General features: G+C 64.2%; 27 protein-coding genes and 1 tRNA gene. 19 read left to right on the top strand and 9 right to left on the bottom strand.

Going from position 1 to position 24798, the window contains the following annotated elements:
• Positions 1-175: 175 nt before the first annotated feature.
• Positions 176-460 carry an oxidative damage protection protein gene (locus OQE62_RS06725; protein WP_265721240.1) on the top strand — a complete coding sequence of 95 codons (285 nt, stop codon included), beginning with the start codon at positions 176-178 and terminating at the stop codon, positions 458-460.
• Positions 461-572: 112 nt separating this feature from the next.
• A tRNA-Phe gene (locus OQE62_RS06730) sits at positions 573-648 on the top strand.
• Between the two features lie 70 nt (positions 649-718).
• Here OQE62_RS06730 and OQE62_RS06735 read toward each other — a convergent pair.
• Complete coding sequence (locus OQE62_RS06735; protein WP_265721241.1) at positions 719-1009, bottom strand: hypothetical protein; 291 nt, start codon at positions 1007-1009, stop codon at positions 719-721.
• Between the two features lie 96 nt (positions 1010-1105).
• Between OQE62_RS06735 and OQE62_RS06740 the strand changes: the two genes are divergently transcribed.
• On the top strand, positions 1106-1792 hold the full coding sequence (locus tag OQE62_RS06740) for a hypothetical protein (RefSeq protein ID WP_265721242.1): 687 nt from the start codon (positions 1106-1108) through the stop codon (positions 1790-1792).
• Between the two features lie 3 nt (positions 1793-1795).
• Here the strand turns inward: OQE62_RS06740 and OQE62_RS06745 are convergent, their stop codons facing one another.
• On the bottom strand, positions 1796-2173 hold the full coding sequence (locus OQE62_RS06745) for a DUF2237 family protein (protein WP_265721243.1): 378 nt from the start codon (positions 2171-2173) through the stop codon (positions 1796-1798).
• A 20-nt stretch (positions 2174-2193) separates the two neighbouring features.
• A complete protein-coding gene (locus OQE62_RS06750; protein ID WP_265721244.1) occupies positions 2194-2772 on the bottom strand; it encodes a DUF2939 domain-containing protein in 579 nt (192 codons plus the stop codon).
• A 172-nt stretch (positions 2773-2944) separates the two neighbouring features.
• Between OQE62_RS06750 and OQE62_RS06755 the strand changes: the two genes are divergently transcribed.
• The 9 genes from OQE62_RS06755 (at position 2945) to OQE62_RS06795 (ending at position 12695) form a co-directional block, all read left to right on the top strand.
• On the top strand, positions 2945-3700 hold the full coding sequence (locus tag OQE62_RS06755) for a DUF2189 domain-containing protein (RefSeq protein WP_265721245.1): 756 nt from the start codon (positions 2945-2947) through the stop codon (positions 3698-3700).
• 19 nt (positions 3701-3719) lie between these two features.
• Positions 3720-4400 carry an RDD family protein gene (locus OQE62_RS06760; protein WP_265721246.1) on the top strand — a complete coding sequence of 227 codons (681 nt, stop codon included), beginning with the start codon at positions 3720-3722 and terminating at the stop codon, positions 4398-4400.
• The gene (locus tag OQE62_RS06765; protein ID WP_265721247.1) at positions 4397-5383 is read left to right on the top strand and encodes a stage II sporulation protein M; all 987 of its coding nucleotides are present in this window, start codon (positions 4397-4399) and stop codon (positions 5381-5383) included. Before OQE62_RS06760 ends, OQE62_RS06765 begins: the two co-directional genes overlap by 4 nt.
• Positions 5373-6947: a DUF4129 domain-containing protein gene (locus tag OQE62_RS06770; RefSeq protein WP_265721248.1), complete on the top strand. Its 1575-nt coding sequence runs from the start codon at positions 5373-5375 to the stop codon at positions 6945-6947. Before OQE62_RS06765 ends, OQE62_RS06770 begins: the two co-directional genes overlap by 11 nt.
• Positions 6937-8319 (top strand): DUF4350 domain-containing protein, encoded by a 1383-nt coding sequence (locus OQE62_RS06775; protein ID WP_265721249.1) that lies wholly within the window; start codon positions 6937-6939, stop codon positions 8317-8319. Before OQE62_RS06770 ends, OQE62_RS06775 begins: the two co-directional genes overlap by 11 nt.
• Positions 8316-9335: an AAA family ATPase gene (locus OQE62_RS06780; RefSeq protein WP_265721250.1), complete on the top strand. Its 1020-nt coding sequence runs from the start codon at positions 8316-8318 to the stop codon at positions 9333-9335. Before OQE62_RS06775 ends, OQE62_RS06780 begins: the two co-directional genes overlap by 4 nt.
• On the top strand, positions 9332-10696 hold the full coding sequence (locus OQE62_RS06785; protein WP_265721251.1) for a DUF58 domain-containing protein: 1365 nt from the start codon (positions 9332-9334) through the stop codon (positions 10694-10696). Before OQE62_RS06780 ends, OQE62_RS06785 begins: the two co-directional genes overlap by 4 nt.
• A 382-nt stretch (positions 10697-11078) precedes the next feature.
• Positions 11079-11516 (top strand): hypothetical protein, encoded by a 438-nt coding sequence (locus OQE62_RS06790; protein WP_265721252.1) that lies wholly within the window; start codon positions 11079-11081, stop codon positions 11514-11516.
• Positions 11517-11621: 105 nt separating this feature from the next.
• Positions 11622-12695: a hypothetical protein gene (locus OQE62_RS06795; protein ID WP_265721253.1), complete on the top strand. Its 1074-nt coding sequence runs from the start codon at positions 11622-11624 to the stop codon at positions 12693-12695.
• Between the two features lie 403 nt (positions 12696-13098).
• Here OQE62_RS06795 and OQE62_RS06800 read toward each other — a convergent pair whose 3' ends face one another.
• From OQE62_RS06800 to cysK, 5 genes are all read right to left on the bottom strand, one after another.
• Positions 13099-13665, bottom strand: coding sequence for an outer membrane beta-barrel protein (locus OQE62_RS06800; protein ID WP_265721254.1), 567 nt, complete (start codon positions 13663-13665; stop codon positions 13099-13101).
• 36 nt (positions 13666-13701) lie between these two features.
• Positions 13702-13986 carry a type II toxin-antitoxin system HicB family antitoxin gene (locus OQE62_RS06805; protein ID WP_265721255.1) on the bottom strand — a complete coding sequence of 95 codons (285 nt, stop codon included), beginning with the start codon at positions 13984-13986 and terminating at the stop codon, positions 13702-13704.
• A 147-nt stretch (positions 13987-14133) separates the two neighbouring features.
• Positions 14134-14340: a hypothetical protein gene (locus tag OQE62_RS06810; RefSeq protein WP_265721256.1), complete on the bottom strand. Its 207-nt coding sequence runs from the start codon at positions 14338-14340 to the stop codon at positions 14134-14136.
• 102 nt (positions 14341-14442) lie between these two features.
• Positions 14443-15282 carry a 3'(2'),5'-bisphosphate nucleotidase CysQ gene (gene cysQ, locus OQE62_RS06815; RefSeq protein WP_265721257.1) on the bottom strand — a complete coding sequence of 280 codons (840 nt, stop codon included), beginning with the start codon at positions 15280-15282 and terminating at the stop codon, positions 14443-14445.
• 363 nt (positions 15283-15645) lie between these two features.
• The gene (gene cysK / locus OQE62_RS06820; protein WP_265721258.1) at positions 15646-16563 is read right to left on the bottom strand and encodes a cysteine synthase A; all 918 of its coding nucleotides are present in this window, start codon (positions 16561-16563) and stop codon (positions 15646-15648) included.
• Positions 16564-16684: 121 nt separating this feature from the next.
• On the opposite strand from cysK, the gene OQE62_RS06825 reads away from it, so the two are divergent.
• From OQE62_RS06825 to OQE62_RS06845, 5 genes are all read left to right on the top strand, one after another.
• Positions 16685-17356: a lysoplasmalogenase gene (locus tag OQE62_RS06825; RefSeq protein WP_265721259.1), complete on the top strand. Its 672-nt coding sequence runs from the start codon at positions 16685-16687 to the stop codon at positions 17354-17356.
• Positions 17357-17435: 79 nt separating this feature from the next.
• Positions 17436-18089, top strand: coding sequence for a GMP/IMP nucleotidase (gene yrfG, locus OQE62_RS06830; RefSeq protein WP_265721260.1), 654 nt, complete (start codon positions 17436-17438; stop codon positions 18087-18089).
• Positions 18090-18405: 316 nt separating this feature from the next.
• The gene (locus OQE62_RS06835) at positions 18406-18783 is read left to right on the top strand and encodes an RNA-binding S4 domain-containing protein (protein WP_265721261.1); all 378 of its coding nucleotides are present in this window, start codon (positions 18406-18408) and stop codon (positions 18781-18783) included.
• 73 nt (positions 18784-18856) lie between these two features.
• Complete coding sequence (locus tag OQE62_RS06840) at positions 18857-20377, top strand: S1C family serine protease (protein WP_265721262.1); 1521 nt, start codon at positions 18857-18859, stop codon at positions 20375-20377.
• Positions 20378-20403: 26 nt separating this feature from the next.
• A complete protein-coding gene (locus OQE62_RS06845) occupies positions 20404-20838 on the top strand; it encodes a DUF4124 domain-containing protein (protein ID WP_265721263.1) in 435 nt (144 codons plus the stop codon).
• A 220-nt stretch (positions 20839-21058) separates the two neighbouring features.
• On the opposite strand, the gene hslO is transcribed toward OQE62_RS06845, so the two are convergent.
• The gene (gene hslO / locus OQE62_RS06850) at positions 21059-21937 is read right to left on the bottom strand and encodes an Hsp33 family molecular chaperone HslO (RefSeq protein ID WP_265721264.1); all 879 of its coding nucleotides are present in this window, start codon (positions 21935-21937) and stop codon (positions 21059-21061) included.
• Positions 21938-22297: 360 nt separating this feature from the next.
• Here hslO and OQE62_RS06855 point away from each other — a divergent pair, with 360 nt between their 5' ends.
• Together OQE62_RS06855 and OQE62_RS06860 are read left to right on the top strand one after the other, a co-directional pair.
• Positions 22298-23857 carry a phosphoenolpyruvate carboxykinase gene (locus OQE62_RS06855; protein ID WP_265721265.1) on the top strand — a complete coding sequence of 520 codons (1560 nt, stop codon included), beginning with the start codon at positions 22298-22300 and terminating at the stop codon, positions 23855-23857.
• Positions 23858-24119: 262 nt separating this feature from the next.
• Positions 24120-24788, top strand: coding sequence for a D-Ala-D-Ala carboxypeptidase family metallohydrolase (locus tag OQE62_RS06860; protein ID WP_265721266.1), 669 nt, complete (start codon positions 24120-24122; stop codon positions 24786-24788).
• The last annotated feature ends 10 nt before the right edge of the window (positions 24789-24798 follow it).

Consider the following 24798-nt stretch of genomic DNA (forward strand, 5'->3'; position numbering starts at 1 on the left):
GGCCTCTCTCCCCCCGGGAGAGAGGCCGGGGGGGAGACCGCCCGCCGGGAACGCCGAGCCCCAGCTCGGCAAACGGGCCGCAGGCCCACCCGGGAACGCGGAGCTCCAGCTCCGCACGCGGGCCACAGGCCCGCCGATCACAGCCAACAGACTCAAACCGACAACGGAGACCCCCATGTCCAGAACCGTACATTGCCGCAAATACAAGCAGGAACTGGAAGGCCTGGACGCACCGCCCTTCCCCGGCCCCAAGGGCCAGGACATCTACGACAACGTCTCCAAGAAAGCCTGGCAGGAGTGGCTGTCCCACCAGACCATGCTGATCAACGAAAAGCACCTCAACATGATGGAACCCTCCAGCCGCGCCTACCTGGGCGAACAGATGCAGAAATTCTTCAGCGGCGAGAGCTACGACGAGGCAGAGGGCTACGTGCCCCCGGAAGAAGGGAATGACAGCTAATCAGTAAGCGCCCACCAACCCAAAAACTATTTAGCAATCAAAGGCTTGACTCGGGCCCGGCAAGCGGGTTTAATACGCGCCTCGCCGCCGGAGACCCCGGCCACAAGGCGACGCCCGGATAGCTCAGTCGGTAGAGCAGGGGATTGAAAATCCCCGTGTCGGTGGTTCGATTCCGCCTCCGGGCACCATCCCATTAAAAGCCTGCAATTTATATTGCAGGCTTTTTTATTCCCCCTGATACCGCAAAACAGCTCCATGTCACGACACAATGGGTGCCAACCTCTTGCAAGTATCTATGTTAGAGTGGAAAATCTGTGGAATAACGACAACAATTGGGATGAAGACATGGACCCCAAGAAGCTCGAAATGAGAAAGTCTTCTGACAACCGCCTCCGGGATATCAAACTTCTGGAGAAATACTATGATATCCACGGCGAAGGCGTGTCTGCACTTCGGCTGGATAAGGCTTTCAACTCTCCCAGATTCAAAATTGCTGTCCGCAAGCTTTTTGACGCTGATCTCACCGAAAAACAAAGTCACTCTCGACATACTCGATAAATGTCCAGCGGCACAGGCCTCCTCCTAGTTGCGATAGCAGCGGCAGGTTATCGCTTCTCTACTTACTGTTACGCTCTCAAGTTTCGAGTGAGCAGGGAATCGGGCCATCGCCTTTATCTAACATCATTAACCGTTGGCCTTCTCTTTCTGCCCCCAGCATGGCTAATACTTCAAGTTTCAGAATGGGCGTGCTCCTTTGCCTTTGTAAATAACTACTGCATCAAGATTTCTGAACTTGAGTACATCATCATTCTATCCTTATGGACGCTTGTCTTCGGCTACTTGACCGCCTATGCCTACAACAAATTTAAAAAACACGCAAAAGCCGAACACATTATTCGCGAATGGCGCAAGAATGACTTTGATTCCATATATCTCCGTGCCCAGCTCGACTTCAAACCCTTGGCAATCTCTTTAGATACAGGAAAAGTCTACGTTGGCATGCCAGTGCTATCCCGAGAGCCAGGCTCACAGGATAGCCACATTTCAATACTGCCAATCTATAGTGGTTACAGGACAGACAAGGATCTGAAGTTCGTTCTCGCAACTCGCTATGAGTCAGTTGCCGGACTGGTAAGCAGAGGAGCCCAATTCTCAGATGATGCCAAAGACTTTTACATGGCACTCCCAAGAGAGCGCATTGTCAGCATCCATATCTTCAACAATCATCTATATAAACAAGTGGACGCCTCTTATACCTCCAAAAAGGCACACTCCTTCGAGACGCTGATGCAACGCCTTCAGGGCTCAGATAAAAACAAATCCTCTTCATGAAAATCAGTTGAGATCCACCGCATACTGCCGCAGCAACTTCAGCGGTATTATTTCCAGTGCCTTCACGTGCGTCCGCTGCAGGTAAACCCGCGGTGCCGCATCCGCTTCCTGCGCCTCCAGCCAGCGCGCCGCACACAGGCACCAGCGGTTGCCGGGTTTCAGGCCGGGGAAGCCGAACTCCGGCACCGGTGTGCCGAGGTCGTTGCCGCGGCTGCGGGAGAATTGGAGAAACTCCTCCGTCATCTCCACACAGACCGTGTGCGAGCCCAGGTCCTGTTCATTGGTGTTGCAGCAGCCGTCGCGGAAAAAACCGGTGACCGGATCCAGGCTGCAGGCCTGCAGTGGATCGCCGAATACATTGACCGAGTCTTCCATTTGCATGATAGGGGTTTCCCTCTTGTTCAGTTTTGTGGTGTTTCAGTAAGCAGGGCGATATCGACCAGGCGCCACCGCAATCCCTGCCGCTCGAGCATCAGGCGCAGTTCGTGCCGCCCGCCATCGCCGTAGTCGGCCGATGCGCGGTCGATACCGACAAGCCCCCAGCCCTGCAGTTGCCAGCTGTCGGGCGCATGGTCGCCCGTTTCGGGGGCGGCTTCGGGTCCGCCGCCCGGCGGTGGCACCTGCCGGTAGAGTTCGCGCTCGAGGGCGCGCAGGTCGCGGCCGCCGCGCAACAGCCCCGCCACACCCTTCGGCGTGACCAGCTGGCGCAGCAACGGTGCCATAAACAGGTTGGTGCCCGCGGTGAAAAGATCGCCCCACTCCGCCGGAAGATCGTCCGCCATGGACTCGCGCACCCTGCGCTGCAGGCGCGACTGCAGATTGTCGCGCAATGCAGGAAAGTCTACATAATCCTGCAGTGTTTCCAGATCTTCATCGCGGGCGGCATTCTCCAACATCTCGATGCTGTAACGGGGCCAGGCGATATAACAGCCGGCCAGAACCACCAGGGGAATCAACGTCCTCAGAAACCACTTTGTCATGCGTTCCGTTTCTCCAGATTGCTGGCTGCAGTCTATCGCCTGTCGCGTCCTTGAGGAACTCGTTGGCGCCCGCCGGTGTGGCGCGGGATTGTTCATTGCCCTCAGCTGTGCGATATTTCGCTCCCAAAGGCTCTGTGTACACATTAAGGGAACTGACAAAGGACATTTGACAATGAGTGATATTTACAAGGCCCCGGACGCGGAGCTGACCAGCGGGGACGAGAGCGGCACATACGGCTCGCTGGAGAAGGGCATAGCGGGGGATTACACCCTTTCTATCGGCGATATTTGCAGCGAGGCCTGGCGCCGTACCAAGGGCAACAAGGGCACCATCTGGCTGGCTGTGCTGTTGTATCTCGCCGCCTTTTTGGTGGTGAGCTTTGTAGCCGGCCTGCTTACCGGCTATTCGGCCTTCAATATTGAGCAGCAGGTCAACGCCTCCCTGACCTCCTCCCTGCTGTACAACCTGATCGTCAATATCGTGGCGGGACCGCTGATGGCGGGCATGATAATGATCGGTGTCAAGATCGCCCGCGACGAAGAGACTTCGCCGACGGAAATCTTTGCCTATTTCGACAAGCTGCTGCCGCTGGTCGTGGCCTCCATACTGATGACCATCCTCACGATGCTCGGTTTTGTGCTGCTGATTCTTCCGGGCATTTACCTGGCGGTGGCCTATACGCTGGCGCTGCCGCTGATCGCGGACAGAAACCTGGGTCCCTGGCAGGCCCTGGAAACCTCGCGCAAGGCAATCACCAAGCACTGGTTCGGTTTCTTCGGCTTCCTGATCGTGTGCCTGCTGCTGTATATCGCCGGCGCCATTCCGCTGATGATCGGCCTGATCTGGGTGATTCCGCTGGTCTCCATCGCCGTCGGCATCGCCTATCGCAATATCTTCGGCGGTCCGGAATCCGGACAATCCGCTTAACCCGGAGAGGAGCGGTGGTTTGCTGGATACCGCCTACAACGTCGAGACACCCGAGGGGATCGATCTGCGCGCACAGGCCGCCGGGCCTGTGCCGCGCATCCTCGCCTATGCCGTCGACGTCTTTTACCGTTCGCTGATACTGGCCGCACTCGGCATCGCGCTGGCGTTCGCCGACCGCGCCGGTGTCGGTATCTGGCTGCTCTGCTCCTTCCTGCTGGAGTGGTTCTACCCGGTCTTTTTCGAAGTGGTCCGCGGCGGGCAGACGCCCGGCAAAAAGGCTTTCGGCCTGATGGTGGTCAACGACAACCTCACCCCCATCTCCTGGAGCGCCTCGCTGCTGCGCAACCTGCTGCGCTTCGCCGACTTCCTGCCCTTCGGCTACGCCGCCGGCACCATTGCCATGACCCTGAACCGGGATTTCCGCCGGCTGGGCGACCTGGCCGCCGGCACCCTGGTGGTGTACCGCCAGCAGAACAGCAGCGAACGCTCGCTGCCGCAGGCGGCACCGCTGGCACCGCCGCGCGGCCTGTTAATGCAGGACCAGCTGGCCATCATCAGCCTGGCCGAACGCCACCGGGACCTGAGCGAGGCCCGACAGCGGGAGCTGGCCGAGCTGCTGCAACCGGTAACCGGCAAATCCGGCCGCGACGGCCTCCATTATCTCCACGCCGTGGGCAACTGGCTGTTGGGCGGAAAATGAAACAACAGGACTTTGAACAGCGCTACGGCGAAAGCTGGCAACGGCTGGAGCAATGGCTGCGGACCGGCGACACGGATTCCGACCGGCCCGCGCCCGACCTGCCAGTGGCCTACCGCAGCTTGTGCCAGCAACTGGCGGTGGCCAAGGAACGCCAGTACACCAACCAGTTGATCGAACGCCTCAACCAGTTGGTAATGGCCGCGCACCACCGCGTCTACCGCCAGCAGACGCTGCGCAGGAATACCTGGGTGCGCTACCTGCTGGCCGGTTTCCCCCGGGCGGTGCGCGAGCAGATCCGCTATGTCTGGCTGGCTGCGGCGCTGTTTGTACTGCCGGCGCTGGTCATGGGAATCGGCAGTTACCACAACGACGCGCTGATCTATGCGGTCATGTCCCCGGAACAAGTGCTGCAGTTCGAATCCATGTACGATCCGGGCAACGACGTCATGGGGCGCGAGCGCGGCTCCGACTCGGACCTGCAGATGTTCGGCTTCTACATAAAGAACAATATCGGCATCGCCTTCCGCACTTTTGCCGCCGGCATCCTGTTCGGGCTGGGCTCCATCTTTTTCCTGGTGTTCAACGGTGTCTACCTGGGGGCGGTGTTCGGGCATATCACCCGCGTGGGCTTTACCACCACCTTCTACCCCTTCGTGATCGGCCACGGCGCCTTCGAGCTGACCGCCATTGTGCTGGCCGGCGCCGCCGGCCTGCGCCTGGGCCAGTCGCTGATCGACCCGGGCGGGCACCGCCGCCCCGCGGCCCTGCGCCTCGCCAGTATCGAGGCGATGAAAATCGTCTACGGCACCTTCCTGATGCTGGTGGTGGCCGCCTTCCTGGAGGCCTTCTGGTCCTCCAGCACCGAGCTGGGAGTCGGTGTGCGAGTGGCGGTGGGCAGCATTTTCTGGCTGCTGGTATTCGCCTATTTCGCGCTGGCCGGTCGCGGCGGCAATCCCGAAGGGGAGGCGCGCCATGGATCTTGAACGGCTGGCAGTGCGCGCGCGGCTGCGCTCGCCGTGGGAATCCGTCGACCTGGGCATCGCCCTGGCCCGCCGCCAGTGGGGCTCCCTGTTCCTGGTGTGGCTGCTGCCGGCGGCGCTGGTGTTCGCCGGTAGTGCGACATTCCTGTGGGAGTCCCCCGGGCTGGCCAGCCTGCTGCTCTGGTGGCTGAAGCCGGTGTACGACCGCCTGCCGCTGTTCATCTCGAGCCGCGCGCTGTTCGGCGAAAAGGTCGGCGCCGGCGCGGCGCTGCGGCAGTTCTTCGCCCAGAACCGGCGCGACTGGTTCGCCTGGCTGAGCTGGCGCCGCCTGAGCGCCACGCGCTCCTTCGATATGCCGGTCACACTGCTGGAACAGAACAGCGGCGCCGCGCGCAGCCGCCGGGTGGCAGTGCTGCACCGCAAGCACGCCGGCACCGCCACCTGGCTGACACTGACACTGGTACACCTGGAAATGATCCTGGCCCTGGCGGTGGTGGCGCTGGTCTACCTGTTCATTCCCGAACAGGTGCAGATTGACTGGCTGCCCTTCCTGAGCAGCGGCGAACTCTGGCTGCAGTGGGGCCTCAACGGTATCTACCTGCTGGTCATGGCCGCGGTGGCCCCCTTCTACGTGGTGGGCGGCTTTGCCCTGTATATCGGCCGCCGTATCGAACTGGAGGGCTGGGATATCGAAATCCAGTTCCGCCAACTGCGCGAGCGCAGCCGGCGTACCCGGCGCGGCGTGGCGCACGGCCCCGTCGCCGCGCAACTGCTGTTGCTCTGTGCGCTGGGCCTGGCGGGGGCCCTGCACGGCAGTCCGGCGCGGGCGGAAGCGGGGACGACACCGGAAGAGGCCCGCGAAACCGTCGACGGCATCCTCGTCGGCGAGGACTTCCACCGTATGGAAACGGTCGAGCGCTGGCGGCTCAAGGATTTCGAGTGGAAGGCGGACGCCTTTCCCGAGTGGATGATCAACTTTATCGAGCGGCTGGAACGCCTGTTGGCCGACGACGGTGACGACGCCAAAGACGGCCCCGGGTTCGGCCCGCTGATCGGCGGCCTGATCGAACTGCTGCTGTGGACCGGAGCCATCGGCCTGCTGCTGTACCTGCTGTGGCGCTACCGCGAGCCGCTGCGCCAGAGCCTGCAGCTCCGCCGGCGTGAAAAACCCGGACACACACCGCCGGAAACGCTGTTCGGCCTGGACGTGCGCCGCTCAAGCCTGCCGGACGACGTCTGCGCCGAAGTGCTGAGACTCTGGGCCGCCGGCGACCGCCGCAACAGCCTGGGCCTGCTCTACCGGGCCACCCTGTCGCACCTGATCGAACGCTACCAGTTCGAGTTCGGCGATCACCTCACCGAGAGCGAGTGCGCGCAGCAGGTGCAGATGCGCCGCCAGCGCGGCGCCGACGACGAACAGCAACCGGTCAGCGGCGCGCTGGGGGATTTCGTGCAGCAGCTCACCGGTGTCTGGCAGCAACTGGCCTACGCCCACCGCGCGCCGGCCACGGAGCGCGTGGAAAATCTCTGCGACTGCTGGCGGGAGGTGTTTGCCGATGACCGCTAAACGGATCCTTCTCGTGCTTGTGTCGCTGCTGATCGGCGCCCTGGTGGCGCTGTTCCTGACGTTTTTCGAGCGCTACGAACGGCAACTGGATCGCGGCTGGAGCGCGAAGGCCATCCGCAACCCCTATCTCGCCGCCGAGCGGTTTCTCGACGCCCGGGGGCTGGAGACGCGGCGCGCCGACAATATCGCCGCCGTCGCCGGACTCTCGCCGCAGGACACCCTCTACGTGGCCAGTTCCAGCCAGGTCTACAACGGCGAGCGCGCCCGGGAACTGCTGGACTGGATCGAGCGCGGCGGCAACGCCGTGGTGGTGGCCCGCCGCGGCACCGAGGGCGAGCGCGACTGGCTGCTGGAAGAGCTGGGCGTCACCGCGGAAACCGGCAGCGGCGACTTCTTTTTCACCAACCCGATGCGCCGCTTTATCGGCGAGGAAGCCGAGGAGTACAGCGGCAAGAGCGCCAGCGAACTCCTGCGCGAACACAACCGCAAACTGCGCGAAGGCGAAAACACCGACGGCGAAACACCCGAAGACAGCGGGGCGGATGCCGCCGAACCCGCGGCGCCCGAACCGCCCGAAGATCCCGATGTGGACCCGTCGGCACTGGTGACACTGACCTCCGACAGCGGCCACGACTACCGGCTGCACTTCAACCCCACCACATTACTGTGGCACCCGACGCTCGACAGCGAGGGCGCGAGCGGAGACAGCGACCCGGCCTTCTGGGCGAACATGGAAAACGAAACCGCGGGCGGAGACAGCGACCCGGTCTTCTGGGCGGACATGGAAAACGAAACCGCAGGCGTGCCCTTCATACAGTTCGAACGCGGCGACGGCCTGCTCACCCTGATGGCCGACGCCGGCCTCTGGCAGTCGGACCGCATCGGCCATTTCGACCACGTCTTCCTGCTGGAGCAGCTCGCCTCCGACGGCGATTTCGTCTTCCTGACCCGGCCGCAGTTCGACTCACTGCCGGTGCTGGCGCGCCGCTACGCCCGCGAGTTTTTCGGCGCCGGCGCGCTGGCGCTGCTGGCCTGGCTGCTGCTGCGCTCGCGCCGTTTCGGCCCGCGCGCGGCGGAACCCGAAACCGCGCGCCGCTCGCTGCTCGAGCATATCGCCGCCTGTGGCCACTACTACTGGCGCGAAGACAGATGCAGCGCACTGCTGGCGCGCTACCGCGACAGCCTGTTGCGGCGGCTCGGCGGCGACAACGCCTCACAGAAGACCCGGCGCCGACTCTGCGAACAGCTGAACGCGGCCACCGGGCTCGGCGAAACCCGGATTACCGACAGCCTCTGGGGCCAGCCCCCGCACAGCGAAGAGGCGTTTACCGAAAGAATGCGCAACCTGCAGCAAATCGAGGCAGTCCTATGAGCGACACCACTTACCAACCCGAACAACCCGAACAACAGAAGGGCGAACAGGCACCGGGCCCGGACTGGCAGGCCGCGTCCGAACAACTGGCGCTGCTGCGCAACACCGTCAACCGGCTGCTGATCGGCCAGGAAGCGGTGGTCGACCAGGTGCTGATCGCCCTGCTGACCTCGGGCCACGTGCTGCTGGAAGGGGTGCCCGGCCTGGGCAAGACCCTGCTGGTGCGCGCCCTGGCCAACTGTTTCGGCGGCAGCTTCCGCCGCATCCAGTTCACCCCGGACCTGATGCCGGCGGACGTCACCGGCCACGCCATCTACCAGATGGCCGAGGGCCGCTTCGAGGTGCGCCGCGGGCCGGTGTTCACCAACCTGCTGCTGGCGGACGAAATCAACCGCGCCCCGGCCAAGACCCAGGCGGCGCTGCTGGAAGTGATGCAGGAAAAACAGGTCACCATCGACGGCGAGGCGCTGCCGGTACCGCGGCCCTTCATGGTGCTGGCCACCCAGAACCCGATCGAGCAGGAGGGCACCTACCCGCTGCCGGAGGCGGAGCTGGACCGCTTCCTGCTCAAGATCCTGATCGATTTCCCCGACCACGAGGCGGAACTCAAGCTGGCCGCGGCCGCCAGCAGCGGCCGCATCGAGCAGCACCTGCAACAGCAGCCGGCGGGGCAGCTGACCATTGAGCAACTGCAGGAGCTACAGGCGTTGATTCCGCAGGTGGCGCTGGACCGCCAGGTGCTGGACTACGCCGTGCGACTGGTGCGCGCCACCCGCGACGCCGCCCAACTGCGCCGCCCGGCCGGGCCTCGGGCGAGTATCGGCCTGCTACAGGCGGCGCGCGCCCGGGCCCTGCTGTCCGGCCGCGAGTTCGTGCTGCCGGACGACGTCAAGGCCATGGCCGTACCGGTGATGCGCCACCGCGTGGGCCTGTCACCGGATATGGAAATCGACGGCGAGACGCCGGACTCGGTGCTGGCGCAGATCATCGACACCGTGGAAGCGCCCAGGCTGTGAAGAGTGCCGCCGCCCTGATTCCGCACACGCGCCCCAGCCGCCGCCTGGTGCGGCTGCTCGGTTACTGGTGCCTGGCGGCCCTGCTGATTTCCGCGGCCCGTATCTGGCTGCCGCAGGCGGCCGGCGCCGTCGCCGCCGGCTGGTGGACGGCCGGGGCGCTGCTGCTGGGCGCCGCGCTGCTGGACTGGCTCACCGGGCGCCGCGTAGCGGGCCTGGACGGCCAACGCTCGCTGCCGGGCAACCTGGCGCTGGGCGTGGAGAACCGCGTGCGGCTGCTGCTGCGCAACGACGGCGCACGCCGGCTGCGCCTGACGGTCTGCGACCGGTTGCCGCAACAACTGCAGGCGCGGGAGCTGCCCCGCGACGCGCAACTGGACCCGGAGCAGGAAGTCCGCATCGACTACCCGCTGGTGCCGCGCCGCCGCGGCCACGCGGTGTTCGGCCCGATCGAGGTACTGGCGGCCTCCCCCTGGGGCCTGTGGCAGAAACACCTGACCCTGGGCCGGGCGGATGCGGTCAAGGTGTACCCCAACTTCCTCGGCATCTCCTCACTGCAGTCCCTCAGCACCGAGCAGAGCCTGCGCTTCCTGGGCCTGCACCAGCAGCAGCGCCGCGGCGAGGGCATGGATTTCCGCCAGCTGCGCGAGTACCGGGAAGGGGACAGCCAGCGCCAGATAGACTGGCGCGCCAGCGCCCGCATGCACAAGCTGATCAGCCGCGAGTACCAGGACGAGCGCGACCAGGAAATCGTCTACATGCTCGACTGCGGCCGCCGCATGCGCGCCAAGGACGGCGAACTCAGCCATTTCGACCACGCCCTCAACGCGCTGCTGCTATCCGCCTATGTGGCCATCAAGCAGGGCGACGCCGTGGGCCTGCAGGCCTTCGCCCACCCGGGCGGCGCCGGCCGGCTGCCGCCGGTCAAGGGCGAGAGCGCCATCAACCTGCTGCTGAATCACGTCTACGACCTGCACTCCGGCACCGCCAGCGCGGACTTCAGCGGTGCCGCCCAGCAGATGCTCGCCGATCACAGCCGCCGCGCGCTGGTGATACTGGTCACCAACCTGCGCGACGAGGACAGCGACGAACTGCTGGCCGCGGTACAGTTACTGTCGCGCCGCCACCTGGTGATGGTGGCCTGCCTGCGCGAATCCGCCCTGGACGATCTCACCCAGCGCCCGGTGGCCGGTTTCGGCGACGCCGTGGAACTGGCGGCCACACGCGACTTTCTCGACCGCCGCGGCCGCCTGTTGCAGCAGTTGCGCGCGCGCAACGTACTGGTGGTGGACTCCGCCCCGGACAAACTGCATATGGCGCTGGTGGAAAGCTACTGGCAGCTGAAGCGCAGCGGTCGTATTTAAAGTTTACGGTGGCACAAGCCCCGAAACCCGAGTCGTTAGTCGCGTCAGAGTTGCTGTGACCAAAACTCACGCGCTGCAGCCGTCATCGCGCCCGCTTATGCCCGCCGTGGTCATCCCCGGACTCGATACGGGATCCAGTTGAGGGGCCCGTTCTCTGGATTCCGGCCTTCGCCGGAATGACGGTAGAGGGGGCCTTGTCATCCCGGACTTGATCCGGGATCCAGTGAGGGGCCCCATTCACTGGATTCCGGTACCGGATCAGGTCCGGCATGACGTTCCTTCGCCGGAATGGCGACTGGACTGACTGCACCGCGCACTAGCCCGCCGGTGGCAGAATCGCTATATTGACTGATCGGCCACAACAACGGCGATCAAGCGCATCATGCAAGCCACCCGAATACCGCCACAGCGCCCCATCTGCCGGCTGCCACGCGGCCTGGCGCTGCTGCTGTTGTGTGTGTTCCTCAGCGCCCGCGGCCTGGTGCCTGCGGGCTTCATGCCCGCGCCCCTGTCCGCCGGTGCGCCCTACGACCTCTGCCACGGCGACAGCCGCAGCCTCGAACTGCTGAACTGGCTGGCGGATCGGCGTGACAACCACCGCCCAGGTCACCAACACGATACGCTGACGGCCCAATCGTTCGCCGACAACCACTGCAACTTTTCCGCCGGCGCCATCCTTGCCGCGGCGCCGATCGCCGAGATCCCCCCCGCAATCGCCGGCGTGCGGGAACCGATACCGGCACTGCCGGCCCCGCCCGCACGGCACCGCCACTACACTCGGCCCCCCGGCCGCGCCCCGCCTTTTCTCCCCGACAGCTGATTCATTCAATACTTTTAATCCGAGGCGCGGCGGCCCGACTGTCGCGCGCGAAATCTGCTGCCGCCGCCCGACGCCGGCGGCGGCACCTGTATGGGGAAAATCTCAATGCACACATCCCACAACAACCACTTTCGCCCGGCCCTGCTGGCCACTTCCATCGCCCTCGCCGCGCCGCTGGCGGGCGCCCACGACGGGGGGCCGGCCATCCTGCCGGAAGGCCACGCCCCGGCCGGCGTGATGGCGGATCACCTGCACAACCAGGGCGAGTGGATGATCGGCTACCGCTATATGCAGGAAGACTACAGCGACGTCTATCGCGGCTCCCACAAGGTGGACGCGATGGATCTGCAGACGGCCGGCTATTCCATGATGCCCACCGGCATGAGCATGGAAATGCATAAGCTCGACATCATGTACGCCGTCTCCGACGACCTGACACTGATGTTCATGCCGCAGACCATGCACATGGATATGTCGATGGAGATGATTGGCGATGGCCACGGCCATACGGAGGGCGCAGGCGGAATGGCCGGCATGGACAATATGCACACCGGCGGCCACGACCACGGCGTTTCCGGCACCGGCGATACCGTCATCGCCGGCCTCTTCCGGCTGGTGGACAGCAGCACTTACAAACTGCACGCAACCCTGGGCGCCAACGCGCCCACCGGTTCGGTGGAGGAGAAAAACGCCGACGGCACCTTCACCCACTACGGTATGCAACTGGGCAGCGGCACCTGGGACCTGATGCCGTCGGTGACCTATACCGGCACCCTGGACCGTTTGAGCTGGGGCGCACAAGTGTCCGCGCGCCTACCGATGGAGGGGGAAAACGATTCCGGCTTCGCCTTCGGCGAGCGCTACGGCGCCACGGCCTGGGGCGCCTACCGCATTGTGGACTGGCTGAGCCTGTCGGCGCGGCTGGAATATTCGAAGGAGGGGGATATCAACGGCCACTACAATGGCCCGCATAACCACGCCAGCCCGGCGGACCTGCAGGCGAATTACGGCGGCGAGCTGCTGGACTACGGCATCGGTTTCAATACGGTACCGCAGGGCGGCCCGCTCGCCGGTGTGCGCCTGGGGCTGGAGTGGGTCGGCAATCTGTCCGCGGACTACAACGGCTACCAGCTGGCGCGGGAGGACGGGCTGAACATGAGCCTGAGTTACGCTTTCTGACCGCTCGCCGGCTGTCGGGCTGACCCTAGGCTCTCATCCTCCCGGACTTGATCCGGGATCCAGTTGAGAGGCCTCGTTCGCTGGATTCCGGCATTCGCCGGAATGACGGCAGGGGGGCCTCGTCATCCCGGACTTGATCCGGGATCCAGTGAGGGGCCCCGTTCCCTGGATTCCGGCATTCGCCGGAATGACGGCAGAGGGGGCTCGTCATCCCGGGCTTGATCCGGGATCCATTGAGGGGCCCGTTCCCTGGATTCCGGCATTCGCCGGAATGACGGCAAGGGGGCTCGTCATCCCGGACTTGATCCGGGATCCAGTTGGGGGCCCCGTTCTCTGGATTCCGGTACCGGATCAGGTCCGGCATGACGTTCCTTCGCCGGAATGACGGTAGGGGGCGGGGACGTCAAAAGCGGTAGCTGAGGTTCACCGTCAGTGAGCGCAGGTGGCCGAGGTCGAAACCGGAGACCCGCCCCACGTCGTTGTAGTTGTACTCGATCGAGGTATCGAAATCCCGTGTCCACATATAGCGATAGCCGACGCCGGCGTTCCAGTAGTTGTCGTCGCCGTCGTTGTTCACCGGGACAATCACGTGGCGATTGTCGCGGCGCACCGTGTCCACATCGAACTCGCCGTAATTCCAGCCGGCCATCCAGTAGAGGCACTGGACATCACAGTTCAGGGTAAAATCCACCTTGAAATTGATCCCGTACTGATCGACGGAGAGATGACCGTCGTCAAAATTGGAGTAGCGCAACTCCACCTGCCAGAGGCCCACGGAGGGGGTGATACCCACGCTGGCATAGCCGAATGTATCCCGCTCCTTGTTGATCTGGATCTCCCCGGTACCGGCGCCCAGGGTGCCGATCACCCGATACTCCCCGGCACAGATTCCCTCGACGGGGTTATTCCACTCCACAGCGCCGGCTGTGGACGAACACATCAGGGCGAAAGCCAACAAAAATTTCTTCATTATTACCTTCCTTGGTCCGTCGCTACTGCGAATCGATCAACGTTCTGATTTATTCGGGTAAACCTCGGAGTGCGCCACATCGATGATGGCCCAGATACCGCCGGCGAAAGCCGGGTTGTCGCGCAGGGTATCGATATCGCCCGGCTCCGGCAGCGCCTCGCCGGCAGCGTGGACATCCTCCAGCCGCTGCACAATGGTCTCTGCCATCTTCTGCAGGGTGTCGTCCAGGGTTTCGGCGTGGCAATGGCAATGGGGGAGGTCCGGCGCTATGGCGCCGAAGCCGGCGTACTCGATATTGTGAACCACAACCGGATAACGCATCGGGAATTACTCTTATTACATTAACCCACCAAGCGTAGACGGAATTGACAGTTTTTTGGCCCGGGCAGGCAAAAAATGGCGCGGCGAAATCCGGGCAGTAGCAGAGAGGGAGTGTGCAGTTTTGTGAAAGGAAAAAAGAATTTCCCGCTAGCGCGGGATCCTGCCCAGCAGGGCGCGCCGGGAAAAAATCATTTCCCGGTAGGTCTGCATCAGGGAGAGATCCAGTTCGGATCCGGTGCCGTACATTTCATCCATCTGCCGGTGCAGCCAGTTGATCTCGCTTTCCAGCTGGCGGCGCAGCTTGCGGGTCTCGCTCTCGCTGATATTGACGTGCGCACTGCGGGGTCGGGACATGGCTCTACCTGAACAAAACGCGCTCGCCGGCGGTGGCGGGCAGACATCTCGCCCGCCGCCGGTAAAGCGGGGGCGCTCAGGTAAAGCCTAGCCAAAAATTGGTTATTTTGTGAGCAGTGGACGCCAGTCGAACGACGAGTCACCGATAACATAAAAGAAGGGGTTCAGCAGCGAATCCTTGCTGTTGTAGCGCAGCAGCCGGAACTCTTCATCCACCACGGTACCGCCGGCGGCCTCCACCACCGCCTGGGCCGCGGCGGTATCCCACTCGCAGGTGGGGGCCAGGCGCGGGTAGAGGTCCGCGGCGCCCTCGGCCACCAGGCACAACTTCAGGGAGCTGCCCATGTTCTTGCAGGCCACCTCGCCCACGGCGGATTCGATGCGCTCCACCAATCGGTCCACCGCGCCGGCGCCGTGGCTGCGGCTGGCCACCAGTTCCACCGGCTCACCGGCGTCGAGGCGCGGCTGCAGCGCCCGCACCCGGATCGGCGTCTCGCCGTCGGCGGTACGCTTGAAGGCAACCGCTTCGCTGTCGGCACCGCCCCTACAGCCGGCGTAGGTGATATCCAGTACCGGCACATAGACCACCCCCAGCACCGGCTCGCCGCCGTCGATCAGGGCCACATTGACGGTGAACTCGCCGTTTCGGCGGATAAATTCCTTGGTGCCGTCCAGCGGATCCACGATCCAGTAGCGCTGCCACTGCCGGCGCTCCTCGAAAGACGGCATCTCCTGCTCTTCCGACAGCACCGGCACGCCGTCGAGCAGCTCCGCCAGTGCCGGCGCCAGGACCCTGTGCGCGGCCAGGTCGGCGGCGGTCACGGGGGAGTCGTCCGCCTTGGTGTCCACTTCCAGCTCGGCGCTGCTGTTGTATACCTCGAGAATGGCATCGCCGGCGCGGCGACAGATATCGATGGTCTGTTCCAGTAATGCTTTATCCATAAGTCCCCCGTTTGATTGGACCGGGCATTATACGCACTCGCCCGCGCCGGGCCACGAACGGTAGGAGCCTGCTTGCAGGCGAATGGAGCGGGGCCCCGTTCTTTTCGCCTGCAAGCAGGCTCCTACCGCCCACAATTCCGTAGGATGGGCACAAATCGGCAGGGACTGCCGATTTGGACGCCCAAGGCGCCCGCGAAGCGGACTAGTGGTTCATGCGGTAAATTCGGTGACTCTAGCTCACAGCCACGGGTTCCAGGGCAAGGCGAAAAAGCGCAGGACTAGCAGCGCTAATTCAAGCTTTTTCAACGCAGCACTGGGGCCTGTGGCGAAGAGATAGTGTTACAGAATTTGCCGCATGGACCACTAGGCCGGGAACAGATCGTCGATGGACAGGTAGCGCTCGCCGGTGTCGTAGCTGAACACCAGCACTTTGCTGCCGGCGGCGAAGTCGTTCTCGCGCTGTTTTACCGCCGCCAGGCTGGAACCGGAGGAGATGCCGACGAAGATCCCTTCCTTCCGCGCGCACTGGCGCACCATCTCGAAGCTGTCCTCCTCGCTGACCTGAATGGTGCCGTCGAGTGCCCCGGTGTTGAGAATATCCGGTATAAAGCCTGCGCCGATGCCCTGCAGCCGGTGCAGTCCCTTTTCGCAGCCACTGATCACCGCAGACTTCTCCGGCTCCACCGCGAACGTCTGCAGGCCCGGGAAGCGCTCCTTCAGCACTTCACTGCAACCGGTGATGTGACCGCCGGTGCCGACACCGGTGATCAGGTAGTCCAGGCCCTCGGGAAAATCCTCGACGATCTCCCGCGCCGTGGTATCCCGGTGCACCTCGACATTGGCCGGGTTGCGGAACTGCTGCGGCATCCAGCTGTTGTCGTACTCCGCCAGCAGCTCCTGGGCTTTGTCTATGGCACCGCCCATTCCCTTCTCCTTGGGTGTGAGCACCAGCTCCGCGCCCATCGCCTTCATGATCTTGCGCCGCTCCGTCGACATGGATTCCGGCATCGTCAGGATCAGCCGGTAGCCCTTCACCGCCGCCACCATCGCCAGGCCGACACCGGTATTGCCGGAAGTGGGCTCGACAATCACACCGCCGGGCACCAGCTCGCCGCTGGCCTCGGCCGCCTCGATCATCGACAGCGCGATGCGGTCCTTGATACTGGCGCCCGGATTGAAGCGCTCCACCTTCATCCACACCTCGATTTCCGGGCGGAACAGATGGTTGATGCGGACGTGGGGTGTATTGCCGATGGTCTCGAGAATATTGGCTGCTTTCATGTGCGATGCTCTCCCTGAGGCTCAAATTGACGTGTTGGCCGGCGGCGATTGCACCGCCACCCGCTTTGCCGAATACTGGCCCGGAGCAGACCACAAATACAACAAGAATACGAGTGAGACCATGACCACAGCCGCTCCGGCCACCGGCCGCTCTTCCCGTTCCGACGCGCCTTTCCTCATCGCTTTTGCCGCCGCTGCGATGCTCTATATGGGGCTCGACGCCACCGGCCTGGGCGGTCCCTGGATGGCCTCGCTGAAAATCCTGCCCATCGCGGTTCTGGCGCTGCTGGCCCGGCGCAGCCTGGGCGGCCCGACCCGTACCCTGGTGCTGGCCGCTCTCGGCTTCTCCGCCCTCGGCGACGTACTGCTGGCACTCGAATTCCCCCACCAGTTCGTGTTCGGCCTGGGCGCCTTCCTGCTGGCGCAGCTGATCTACGCCGGCAACTTCCTGCGCGCCGCGGACTTCCGCTGCCGGCGCTTCTGGCTGCGCGGCGCGCCGGTACTGGCCGCCGCCTTCCTGCTGGCACAACTGCTGCTGCCGGCGGCGGGGGAGCTGGCACTGCCGGTACTCGTCTACCTGGTCACAATCGTCGCCATGACCCTGTGCGCGGCCGGCCACCGCGGCGATTCGGCGCTGTTGTTCGCCGGCGCCGTCACCTTCATGGCCTCGGACACCCTGATCGCGCTGAACCGCTTTATCGCGCCGCTGCCGCTGGCCGGCACCGGTATCATGCTCACCTATTATGGCGCTCAACTGGCGCTGCTGTACGGCATAGGGCGCGCGCGGGCATAATACGGCGTTCACAGGGGCGGAGGACAATGGCCTGTGCTCATTTCCCTTCCCGCCCCGGAATACGAGGTAGTTTGACCCGATGCTCGACTGGCACGATATCGACACGGTGCTGCTGGATATGGACGGCACCCTGCTCGACCTGCATTACGACAACCACTTCTGGCTCACCCACCTGCCGCGCCGCTACGCCGAAATCCGCGGTATCCCGCTGGAGCGCGCGCAGACGGAACTGGGCGCCGAGATGGACGCGCGCCGCGGCACCCTGGACTGGTACTGCCTGAACTTCTGGTCGCGGGAACTGGAACTGGACGTGGCCGCCCTCTACCGGGAGACCGCCGACCGCATCGCCCTGCGCCCGCAGAGCGAGGCCTTCCTGGACGGCCTGCGCAGGCTGGACAAGAGGGCCCTGCTGGTCACCAACGCCCACCCGGACGGCCTCGGCCACAAACTCGAGATCACCGGTATCGACCGCAGGCTGGACGGCATCGTCACCTCCCACGAGCTGAAGCACGCCAAGGAGAGCGCCCACTTCTGGCCGGCGCTGCGCGAGCATACCGGCTTCGACCCGGCGCGCACCCTGTTCGTCGACGACAACGAGAGCGTGCTGGCCGCCGCCCGCAACTACGGCATCGCCCACCTGCTGTGCATACGCCAGCCGGACAGCCGCGGGCCCATGCGGGATATCACCGAGTTTCCGGCGATTCACCGGTTTGATGAGATTATGGCGATCTGAATTGGAGACTCGGGTAGGGTGCGCCGTGCGCACCGACCGATCAACGGTGCGACACTCGAAAAAGAATACCCAGGTCAGAAGCAAAGGCCCTGATGCCGGGGGAGGTTTGCGGGACTGTCTGCGAGAGGGGCCGAAGGCGCCGTGAATACCTGGAGCGGCCGGGACACCTCGCAGACAAGCCTACAGGGACGTATTCACGGCGTGTCCCGCAAACCTCCCCCGGCAGCAGGGCCGCCACTGACTCTTCTTACTGGCAAGTGGGAGCTCCTGTTCGCCTGCAAGCAGGCTCCTACAGCAGACAAAGACCGACATCCGAATGGAAAAAGTACGTATCGACAAATGGCTCTGGGCCGCCCGCTTCTTCAAGACCCGCAGTCTGGCCAAGCGGGCCATCGAGGGCGGCAAGGTGCACGCCGACGGCCAGCGGGTCAAAGCCAGCAGGGAGATCGGCACCGGTATCACCCTGACCGTGCGCCAGGGCTGGGACCGGATGGAGGTGGAGGTACTGGCGCTGTCCGACCAGCGCCGCGGCGCCGATATCGCCCGCACCCTCTATCGCGAAACCGAAGCCAGCGCCGCCGGGCGGGAACAGGCCCGCGCCGAGCGCAGGGCCAGTAACGCCGGTATCCGCAGCGAGCGCCCCAACAAGAAACAGCGCCGCCAGATACACCGCTTCCTGCGCGAACAGGAATAACACAGGGGAACCGCCCGCCACCGCCCGCGCGCCTGCTAAACTGGCAAGCCCATCAATAACGACGCCGCAAATCATGATGAAACGACTCCTGGCCCTCACGCTGCTGCTCTTCGCCGTCACCCAGGCAGCCAGTGCCGACAGCGAACACGAACAGCTCAAGCGCTCCATCATCAAGATCTACACCACCGCCGCCGCGCCGGACTACTTCAACCCCTGGGCACTGCTGAATGCCCAGCAACTGTCCGGCTCCGGCGCGGTGATTGGCGGCGAGCGAATACTCACCAACGCCCACGTGGTCGCCAACGGCAGCTTTATCCAGGTACAGCGCCACGGCGACCCGCGCAAATTCCGCGCCCGGGTCGAATTCGTCTCCCACGACGCCGACCTAGCCCTGCTCAAGGTGGAGGGCGAAAGCTTCTTCGACAGCACCCGCCCGCTGAAATTGGGCGAGCTGCCGGAGCTGCAGCAGGAGGTCAGCGTCTACGGCTACCCCATCGGCGGCAAATCCCTGTCCATCACCCGCGGGGTACTGTCCCGGGTGGAGCACCAGTACTACGCCCACGCCGAGAGCTATCTGATGGCCGGCCAGATCGACGCCGCCATCAACCCCGGCAACAGCGGCGGCCCGGTGATCTCCGACGGCCGCGTCGTCGGCGTGGCCATGCAGACCAACCACAGCCGCGGCGCCGAGAACCTGGGCTACTTCGTGCCGCCGAGCGTGATCGAACACGTGCTGGAAGACGCCGAGGACGGCGTGCACCAGGGCTTCCCGGAATTCGGCGTCCTCACCCAGAGCATGGAGAGCCCGGCAATGCAACGCGACGCCGGCCTCAGTGAGGGGCAGGAAGGGGCGCTGGTGGTCAAGGTCTTCAGCGGTTCCGCCGCCGCCCGGGTGCTGCGCCCCGGCGACGTGCTGCTGGAAGTGGACGGCTTCCCCGTCGCCGCCGACCGCACCGTCGAGTGGCGCGAAAACCAGCGCACCAACTACCACTACGCCGTGGACCGCTACCACGTCGGCGACCGCCTGCCAATACGCTTCTCCCGCGACGGCGAAGTACAGACAGCGGAAGTCACACTGGGTGAAGCACCGTCATCGCGCTCGCTGGTGGTGGGTGAAAAATACGACCAGCGCCCCCGCTACTACATCTACGGCGGCGTGGTGTTCGTGCCACTGAACATGAACCTGATCAAGCGCTGGGGCAAGAACTGGCACTCCAAGGCCCCCACCGAATACCTCAATGCCCGCAACCAGTGGGGCGACGAGGACCGTCGCGAGCTGGTGGTGGCCCTGAAAGTGCTGCCCTCCGGCGTCAACCTCGGCTACCACGACTGGAAGAACTGGATCATCCACTCGGTGAACGGCCGCGAGGTAGCGGATTTCGCCCAGTTCGCCCGGCTGATGGAGAGCAACGAAGAATCCTTTGTGGAGCTGCGGGACGACTCCGGCTATCGTATGGTGCTGGATGCAGCCGCGGCCGCCGAACAGCAGCCGCTGATCCTGCAGACCTACCATATTCCCAGCCGCCATTCCCCCGGCCTGTTCAGCACCCTGGCGCGGGAAGACGGCAGCGGGGGATCCGTAGCCAGTGACTGAAGGGTACCGGGGGAAGGGAAAGACCGATGATAAAAACAGGGATCTGCACACTTGCAATCGCGCTGGCCGCCGCAGCTAGCGCCGACGAGCTCTACCGCTGGGTCGACGAGGACGGCAAGGTCCACTTCGGCGACCGGCCGCCGATGCAGGCCGAGGCGGACAACATCGGCGACGAACTGCAACCGATCAACGCCGCCGACGCCACCAGGGCCCGCAAGGCCACCCAGCGCGGCCAGCGGGACGACCTGCAAAAGAACTACGAGAGCCGCAAACAGCGCAAGCAGAGACAGCGGCAACAACAGATGGCACGCGCCTGCCAGAAGGCTCGCAAAAGGCTGCGCGCACTGCAGGGCAGGGTGGCGTTTGTCGACGAAAACGGCAAAGAAATCAAAACGACCGAACGGGAGCGCCAGCGCATGGCGGAAAAACTCCAGCGCGAGATCCGCCGCGTGTGCCGCTGAAAAACCACCGGGCTCCCCGGCCCTTTTTGTTGGACTTCGCGGATCGATGCGTAGCACGGGAGCCCAACACTGAGCTCCCCTCTCCCACCGGGAGAGGGGCTGGGGGAGAGGGGACCGAAGAGCCCCGAGGCCTCCCCTGCCCCCGAACCGCAGGCTGCGCCGTGCGCACCGCTGACCCAGGCGGTACCCCACCTGAGCCCCGAATCCCAGATCCCGAAATTCAGTGCAACGTAGGCGGCGGGGCGTTGAAGAGGTTTTCGATATCCGCCCGGTCGAAGCGGTAGTGGGTATTGCAGAATTGGCAGTCGGCGCTGATCTCGCCGCCCTGCTGTTCCAGTAACTGGTAGACTTCCTCGGCGCCGAGGGAAACCAGCGCGCGGGCGCTGCGCTCGCGGGAGCAGCTGCACCGGAAGCGGATATTGGCGGTGCCGAGTGCCGCGGGCTTCATCTCGTGGAACAGGCGGTGCATCAGCTGGTCGTGGGGCAGTTGGTGCAATTCCTCGGCGGTGACGGTTTCCGCCAGGTACTGGGCGGTCTCCCAGCCGTCGCGGTTTTCCTCCTCGGAGGTGGCGTTGTTGCCGGGCAACACCTGCAGCATGATGCCGCCGACGGTGTCGGGGCTGGATTCGATCCAGAAGCGCGTCGCCAGTTGCTCCGACTGGGTAAAGTAGTCCTCCAGGCACCCGGCCAGGGTCTCCTTTTCCAGCGGTACTATGCCCTGATAGCGCTCGCCGTCGCGGGGCTCGATGGTGATGGCGAGGGTGCCGCGCTTGCCGATCAGTTGCGACAGGCTGGCGTCGCCGTCTACCTGAGCACCCTCGGCGATGCGGGCGATACCGCGCAGATCGCTCTGGTGGGTGCACTCGGCCATGATCAGCGGTACATCCCCCTCGCCGCGGGCCTGCAGGGCCAGCAGCCCCTCGAACTTGAGGGTAGTGGAGAGCAGGCAGGCAGCGGCGAGGAATTCCCCCAGCAACTGGTCCACCGGTTGCGGCAGGCGGTTGTTCTCCAGCACCTCGCGGTAGGAGTCGGTGAGGGTCACCATCTGCCCGCGGATATCGTGTTGGGAAAAGATAAAGCGTTCCAATTGATCGGACATAGGGCCTTCGCCTCGGTCAAAACCGCGGGATTTTAGAGGTGGATGCCCTTAAATGGTAGCCGCGGCAATAGATGGCGCGCCGCAGGCGGCGTGGCGCAGGCTGGAGTTCACGGAACTCGCTCCAATCTGCCCTCCCACCATTCACTCAGTTTATTTTTAGAAGACCAGCAATAACCCAAGAAAATCAAGCAGCGCAAATTTTTCCAAGACAGCGCTGTCAACGCGCAGGAAACAGCCAATCTTTCTACCCGCCCAAATTGAAGTTTGCCATAATGCGCCCCCGAACATGCCCGGTCGCCGTTTTCAGCGGCGACCCCTACTATTTGCAGTATCAATACAACTTTTACGGGTAATCGACGAATGGCACAGATCGACGATACGGCGCAGGTGCTGAAAAACCTGGCGCCGGCGCAGCTGGTGGAAGAAGCGCTCAAACGCGGCGAGGGCAAGCTGTCCGACACCGGTGCACTGGTGACCGAGACCGGCGCGCGCACCGGCCGCTCGCCGGCGGACCGCTTTGTAGTGGAGGAGGCCTCCAGCAGCGACAGCATCGACTGGGGCAGCGTCAACCGCGCCTTCCCGCAGGAGAAGTTCGATGCGCTGTGGAACCGCGTCGAGGAGTTCGTCGCCGCCTCCGATACCTTCGTCCAGCAGTTGCACGTGGGCCAGCACGAGGGCTACTACCTGCCGGTGGTGGTCACCGCACAGACCGCCTGGCACAGCCTCTTCGCCCGCAACATGTTTATCCGTCCGGACAAGTACAACCCCAAAGACAAAAAGGAGTGGCGCATCCTGCACGCGCCGGACTTTGCCTGCGAACCGGAACGCGACGGCACTAACTCCGAGGGCTGCGTGGTCATCAACTTCGCCAGCCGCAAGGTATTGCTGGCGGGTATGCGCTATGCCGGCGAGATGAAAAAGGCCATGTTCTCGGTACAGAATTTCCTGCTGCCGGAGAAAGACGTAATGCCGATGCACTGCGCTTCCAACGTGGGCAAGGACGGCGATGTGTGCCTGTTCTTCGGCCTGTCCGGCACCGGCAAGACCACCCTGTCTGCCGACCCGGAGCGCTACCTGATCGGCGACGACGAGCACGGCTGGGCCAAAGGCGGTGTGTTCAATATCGAGGGCGGCTGCTACGCCAAGACCATCGACCTCAGCAAAGAGAACGAACCGGTCATCTGGGATGCCATCCGCTTCGGCGCCATCGTCGAGAATGTGGTCACCGACGAGAAGGGCACCCCCGACTACCACGACACCAGCCTGAGCGAGAACGGCCGCTGCTCCTATCCGCTGGAACATGTGGTCATGCGCCAGCCCGGCAACCAGGCGGGCGAACCGAAGAACGTGATCTTCCTGACCTGCGACGTCTCCGGCGTACTGCCGCCGGTGTCCGTCCTGTCCAAGGAGGCCGCCGCCTACCACTTCCTGTCCGGCTACACCGCCCGCGTGGGCTCCACCGAGCTGGGCGCGGAAGCCGGCATTCACCCGACCTTCTCCACCTGCTTCGGCGCGCCCTTCATGCCGCGCGCACCGCGCGAGTACGCCGACCTGCTGATGAAGCGCATCGAGGATTTCGGCTCCCGGGTCTACCTGGTCAACACCGGCTGGACCGGCGGCTCCGGCGGCGCTTCCGAGAACCCGGGCAAACGCTTCCCCATTCCGGTGACCCGCGCCGTGGTGGCCGCCATCCAGAGCGGCGCGCTGGAAGACAGCGAAACCGAGCACCTGGATATCCTCAACCTGGATATCCCGCTGGAGGTGCCCGGCGTCGACAGGGCCTACCTGAACCCGCGCCGGGCCTGGGCGGATCAGGGCGCTTACGATGAACAGGCCGGCAAGCTGGCCAGGCTGTTCGCCGAAAACATCGAGAAGTTCCAGGTGGGCGAAGACGTCAGGGCCGCGGGGCCCTGGACCTAGCCCCTTTGTAGAACTTCGCGGCACCGAAGCTCAACGCAAAGCTCCCCCCTCCCACTGGGAGAGGGGAGCGGCGACCCCCTGGCCTCATTGGACTTCGCAGCGCCCCTCCCCGACACACCAGCCCCACCACAAAAACCCCACAGAACCATTCCGGACGGCTTTCCCCAGCCGCCAAAAACCGCGCCGCGAGCAGCTATAGTGAAATGGAAAGGTCGCCGATGTATCCGCATCGCCCCAAGACCACAAGGAGCGACTTCTCCCCATGGCGCCGCTCACTGCAGGAACCTACTTTTCACGGCAGCCCCCCGGCCAGCGGACCAACCGCGTGGTGGTGGCCGGCATCACACTACTGCTATTGCTGGTGGTGGCATCGCTTTGGCTGTACCTGTATTTCAAATCGCTGGAAAAGCCCTACCGCGAGCTGAAAGGCTACCGGGTCGCCACCACCGAGCACTTCAACAGCTTCCTGCGCCGCGGCGATAACCGCGAGCGCACCGCGCGGCTGTTCGACTACCTGAAAGCCGAAGGCGTCGACGGGGTGCTGGACGCCGAAAACCTGCTGCGCCAGGGCACCGACTGGCTGGACATCAACGAGTCCGCCTTTGCGATTCCGCCGCGGAATCTGTGGCGCAATATGGTCGCCACCCTGGTAGTCGTCCGGGACGAACTGGAGCCCAGCATCGGGCCGGTGAGCGTACTGTCCGCCTATCGCACCGCCAATTACAACCGCAGATCCGGCGGCCGGTCCAGCAGCCGGCACCGCGACTTCTGCGGCCTGGACCTGGTGCCGAAATCCAATATCAGCCGCAAGGAACTAGGCGAGGAGCTGCGCAGCCTGCACGCACGCCTGGGTCCCGACAGCGACATGGGGCTCGGCATCTACCACAGCGTGCGCTTCCATATCGACACCTGCGGCTACCGCAGTTGGTAGCGGGGGCCAG

This window comes from Microbulbifer halophilus (assembly GCF_026183675.1).
GTDB lineage: Bacteria > Pseudomonadota > Gammaproteobacteria > Pseudomonadales > Cellvibrionaceae > Microbulbifer > Microbulbifer halophilus.

Excerpts from the sequence above, each read along its gene's own strand:
- OQE62_RS06735 (WP_265721241.1), bottom strand. The coding sequence starts at position 1,009 with ATGTCGAGAGTGACTTTGTTTTTCGGTGAGATCAGCGTCAAAAAGCTT.
- OQE62_RS06805 (WP_265721255.1), bottom strand. The coding sequence starts at position 13,986 with ATGCGTTATCCGGTTGTGGTTCACAATATCGAGTACGCCGGCTTCGGC.
- OQE62_RS06765 (WP_265721247.1), top strand. The coding sequence starts at position 4,397 with ATGAAACAACAGGACTTTGAACAGCGCTACGGCGAAAGCTGGCAACGG.
- OQE62_RS06770 (WP_265721248.1), top strand. The coding sequence starts at position 5,373 with ATGGATCTTGAACGGCTGGCAGTGCGCGCGCGGCTGCGCTCGCCGTGG.
- cysQ (WP_265721257.1), bottom strand. The coding sequence starts at position 15,282 with ATGGATAAAGCATTACTGGAACAGACCATCGATATCTGTCGCCGCGCC.
- yrfG (WP_265721260.1), top strand. The coding sequence starts at position 17,436 with ATGCTCGACTGGCACGATATCGACACGGTGCTGCTGGATATGGACGGC.
- OQE62_RS06790 (WP_265721252.1), top strand. The coding sequence starts at position 11,079 with ATGCAAGCCACCCGAATACCGCCACAGCGCCCCATCTGCCGGCTGCCA.
- OQE62_RS06795 (WP_265721253.1), top strand. The coding sequence starts at position 11,622 with ATGCACACATCCCACAACAACCACTTTCGCCCGGCCCTGCTGGCCACT.
- OQE62_RS06725 (WP_265721240.1), top strand. The coding sequence starts at position 176 with ATGTCCAGAACCGTACATTGCCGCAAATACAAGCAGGAACTGGAAGGC.
- OQE62_RS06775 (WP_265721249.1), top strand. The coding sequence starts at position 6,937 with ATGACCGCTAAACGGATCCTTCTCGTGCTTGTGTCGCTGCTGATCGGC.
- hslO (WP_265721264.1), bottom strand. The coding sequence starts at position 21,937 with ATGTCCGATCAATTGGAACGCTTTATCTTTTCCCAACACGATATCCGC.
- OQE62_RS06810 (WP_265721256.1), bottom strand. The coding sequence starts at position 14,340 with ATGTCCCGACCCCGCAGTGCGCACGTCAATATCAGCGAGAGCGAGACC.
- OQE62_RS06755 (WP_265721245.1), top strand. The coding sequence starts at position 2,945 with ATGAGTGATATTTACAAGGCCCCGGACGCGGAGCTGACCAGCGGGGAC.
- OQE62_RS06780 (WP_265721250.1), top strand. The coding sequence starts at position 8,316 with ATGAGCGACACCACTTACCAACCCGAACAACCCGAACAACAGAAGGGC.
- OQE62_RS06845 (WP_265721263.1), top strand. The coding sequence starts at position 20,404 with ATGATAAAAACAGGGATCTGCACACTTGCAATCGCGCTGGCCGCCGCA.
- OQE62_RS06750 (WP_265721244.1), bottom strand. The coding sequence starts at position 2,772 with ATGACAAAGTGGTTTCTGAGGACGTTGATTCCCCTGGTGGTTCTGGCC.
- cysK (WP_265721258.1), bottom strand. The coding sequence starts at position 16,563 with ATGAAAGCAGCCAATATTCTCGAGACCATCGGCAATACACCCCACGTC.
- OQE62_RS06800 (WP_265721254.1), bottom strand. The coding sequence starts at position 13,665 with ATGAAGAAATTTTTGTTGGCTTTCGCCCTGATGTGTTCGTCCACAGCC.
- OQE62_RS06825 (WP_265721259.1), top strand. The coding sequence starts at position 16,685 with ATGACCACAGCCGCTCCGGCCACCGGCCGCTCTTCCCGTTCCGACGCG.
- OQE62_RS06835 (WP_265721261.1), top strand. The coding sequence starts at position 18,406 with ATGGAAAAAGTACGTATCGACAAATGGCTCTGGGCCGCCCGCTTCTTC.
- OQE62_RS06855 (WP_265721265.1), top strand. The coding sequence starts at position 22,298 with ATGGCACAGATCGACGATACGGCGCAGGTGCTGAAAAACCTGGCGCCG.
- OQE62_RS06860 (WP_265721266.1), top strand. The coding sequence starts at position 24,120 with ATGGCGCCGCTCACTGCAGGAACCTACTTTTCACGGCAGCCCCCCGGC.
- OQE62_RS06745 (WP_265721243.1), bottom strand. The coding sequence starts at position 2,173 with ATGCAAATGGAAGACTCGGTCAATGTATTCGGCGATCCACTGCAGGCC.
- OQE62_RS06840 (WP_265721262.1), top strand. The coding sequence starts at position 18,857 with ATGATGAAACGACTCCTGGCCCTCACGCTGCTGCTCTTCGCCGTCACC.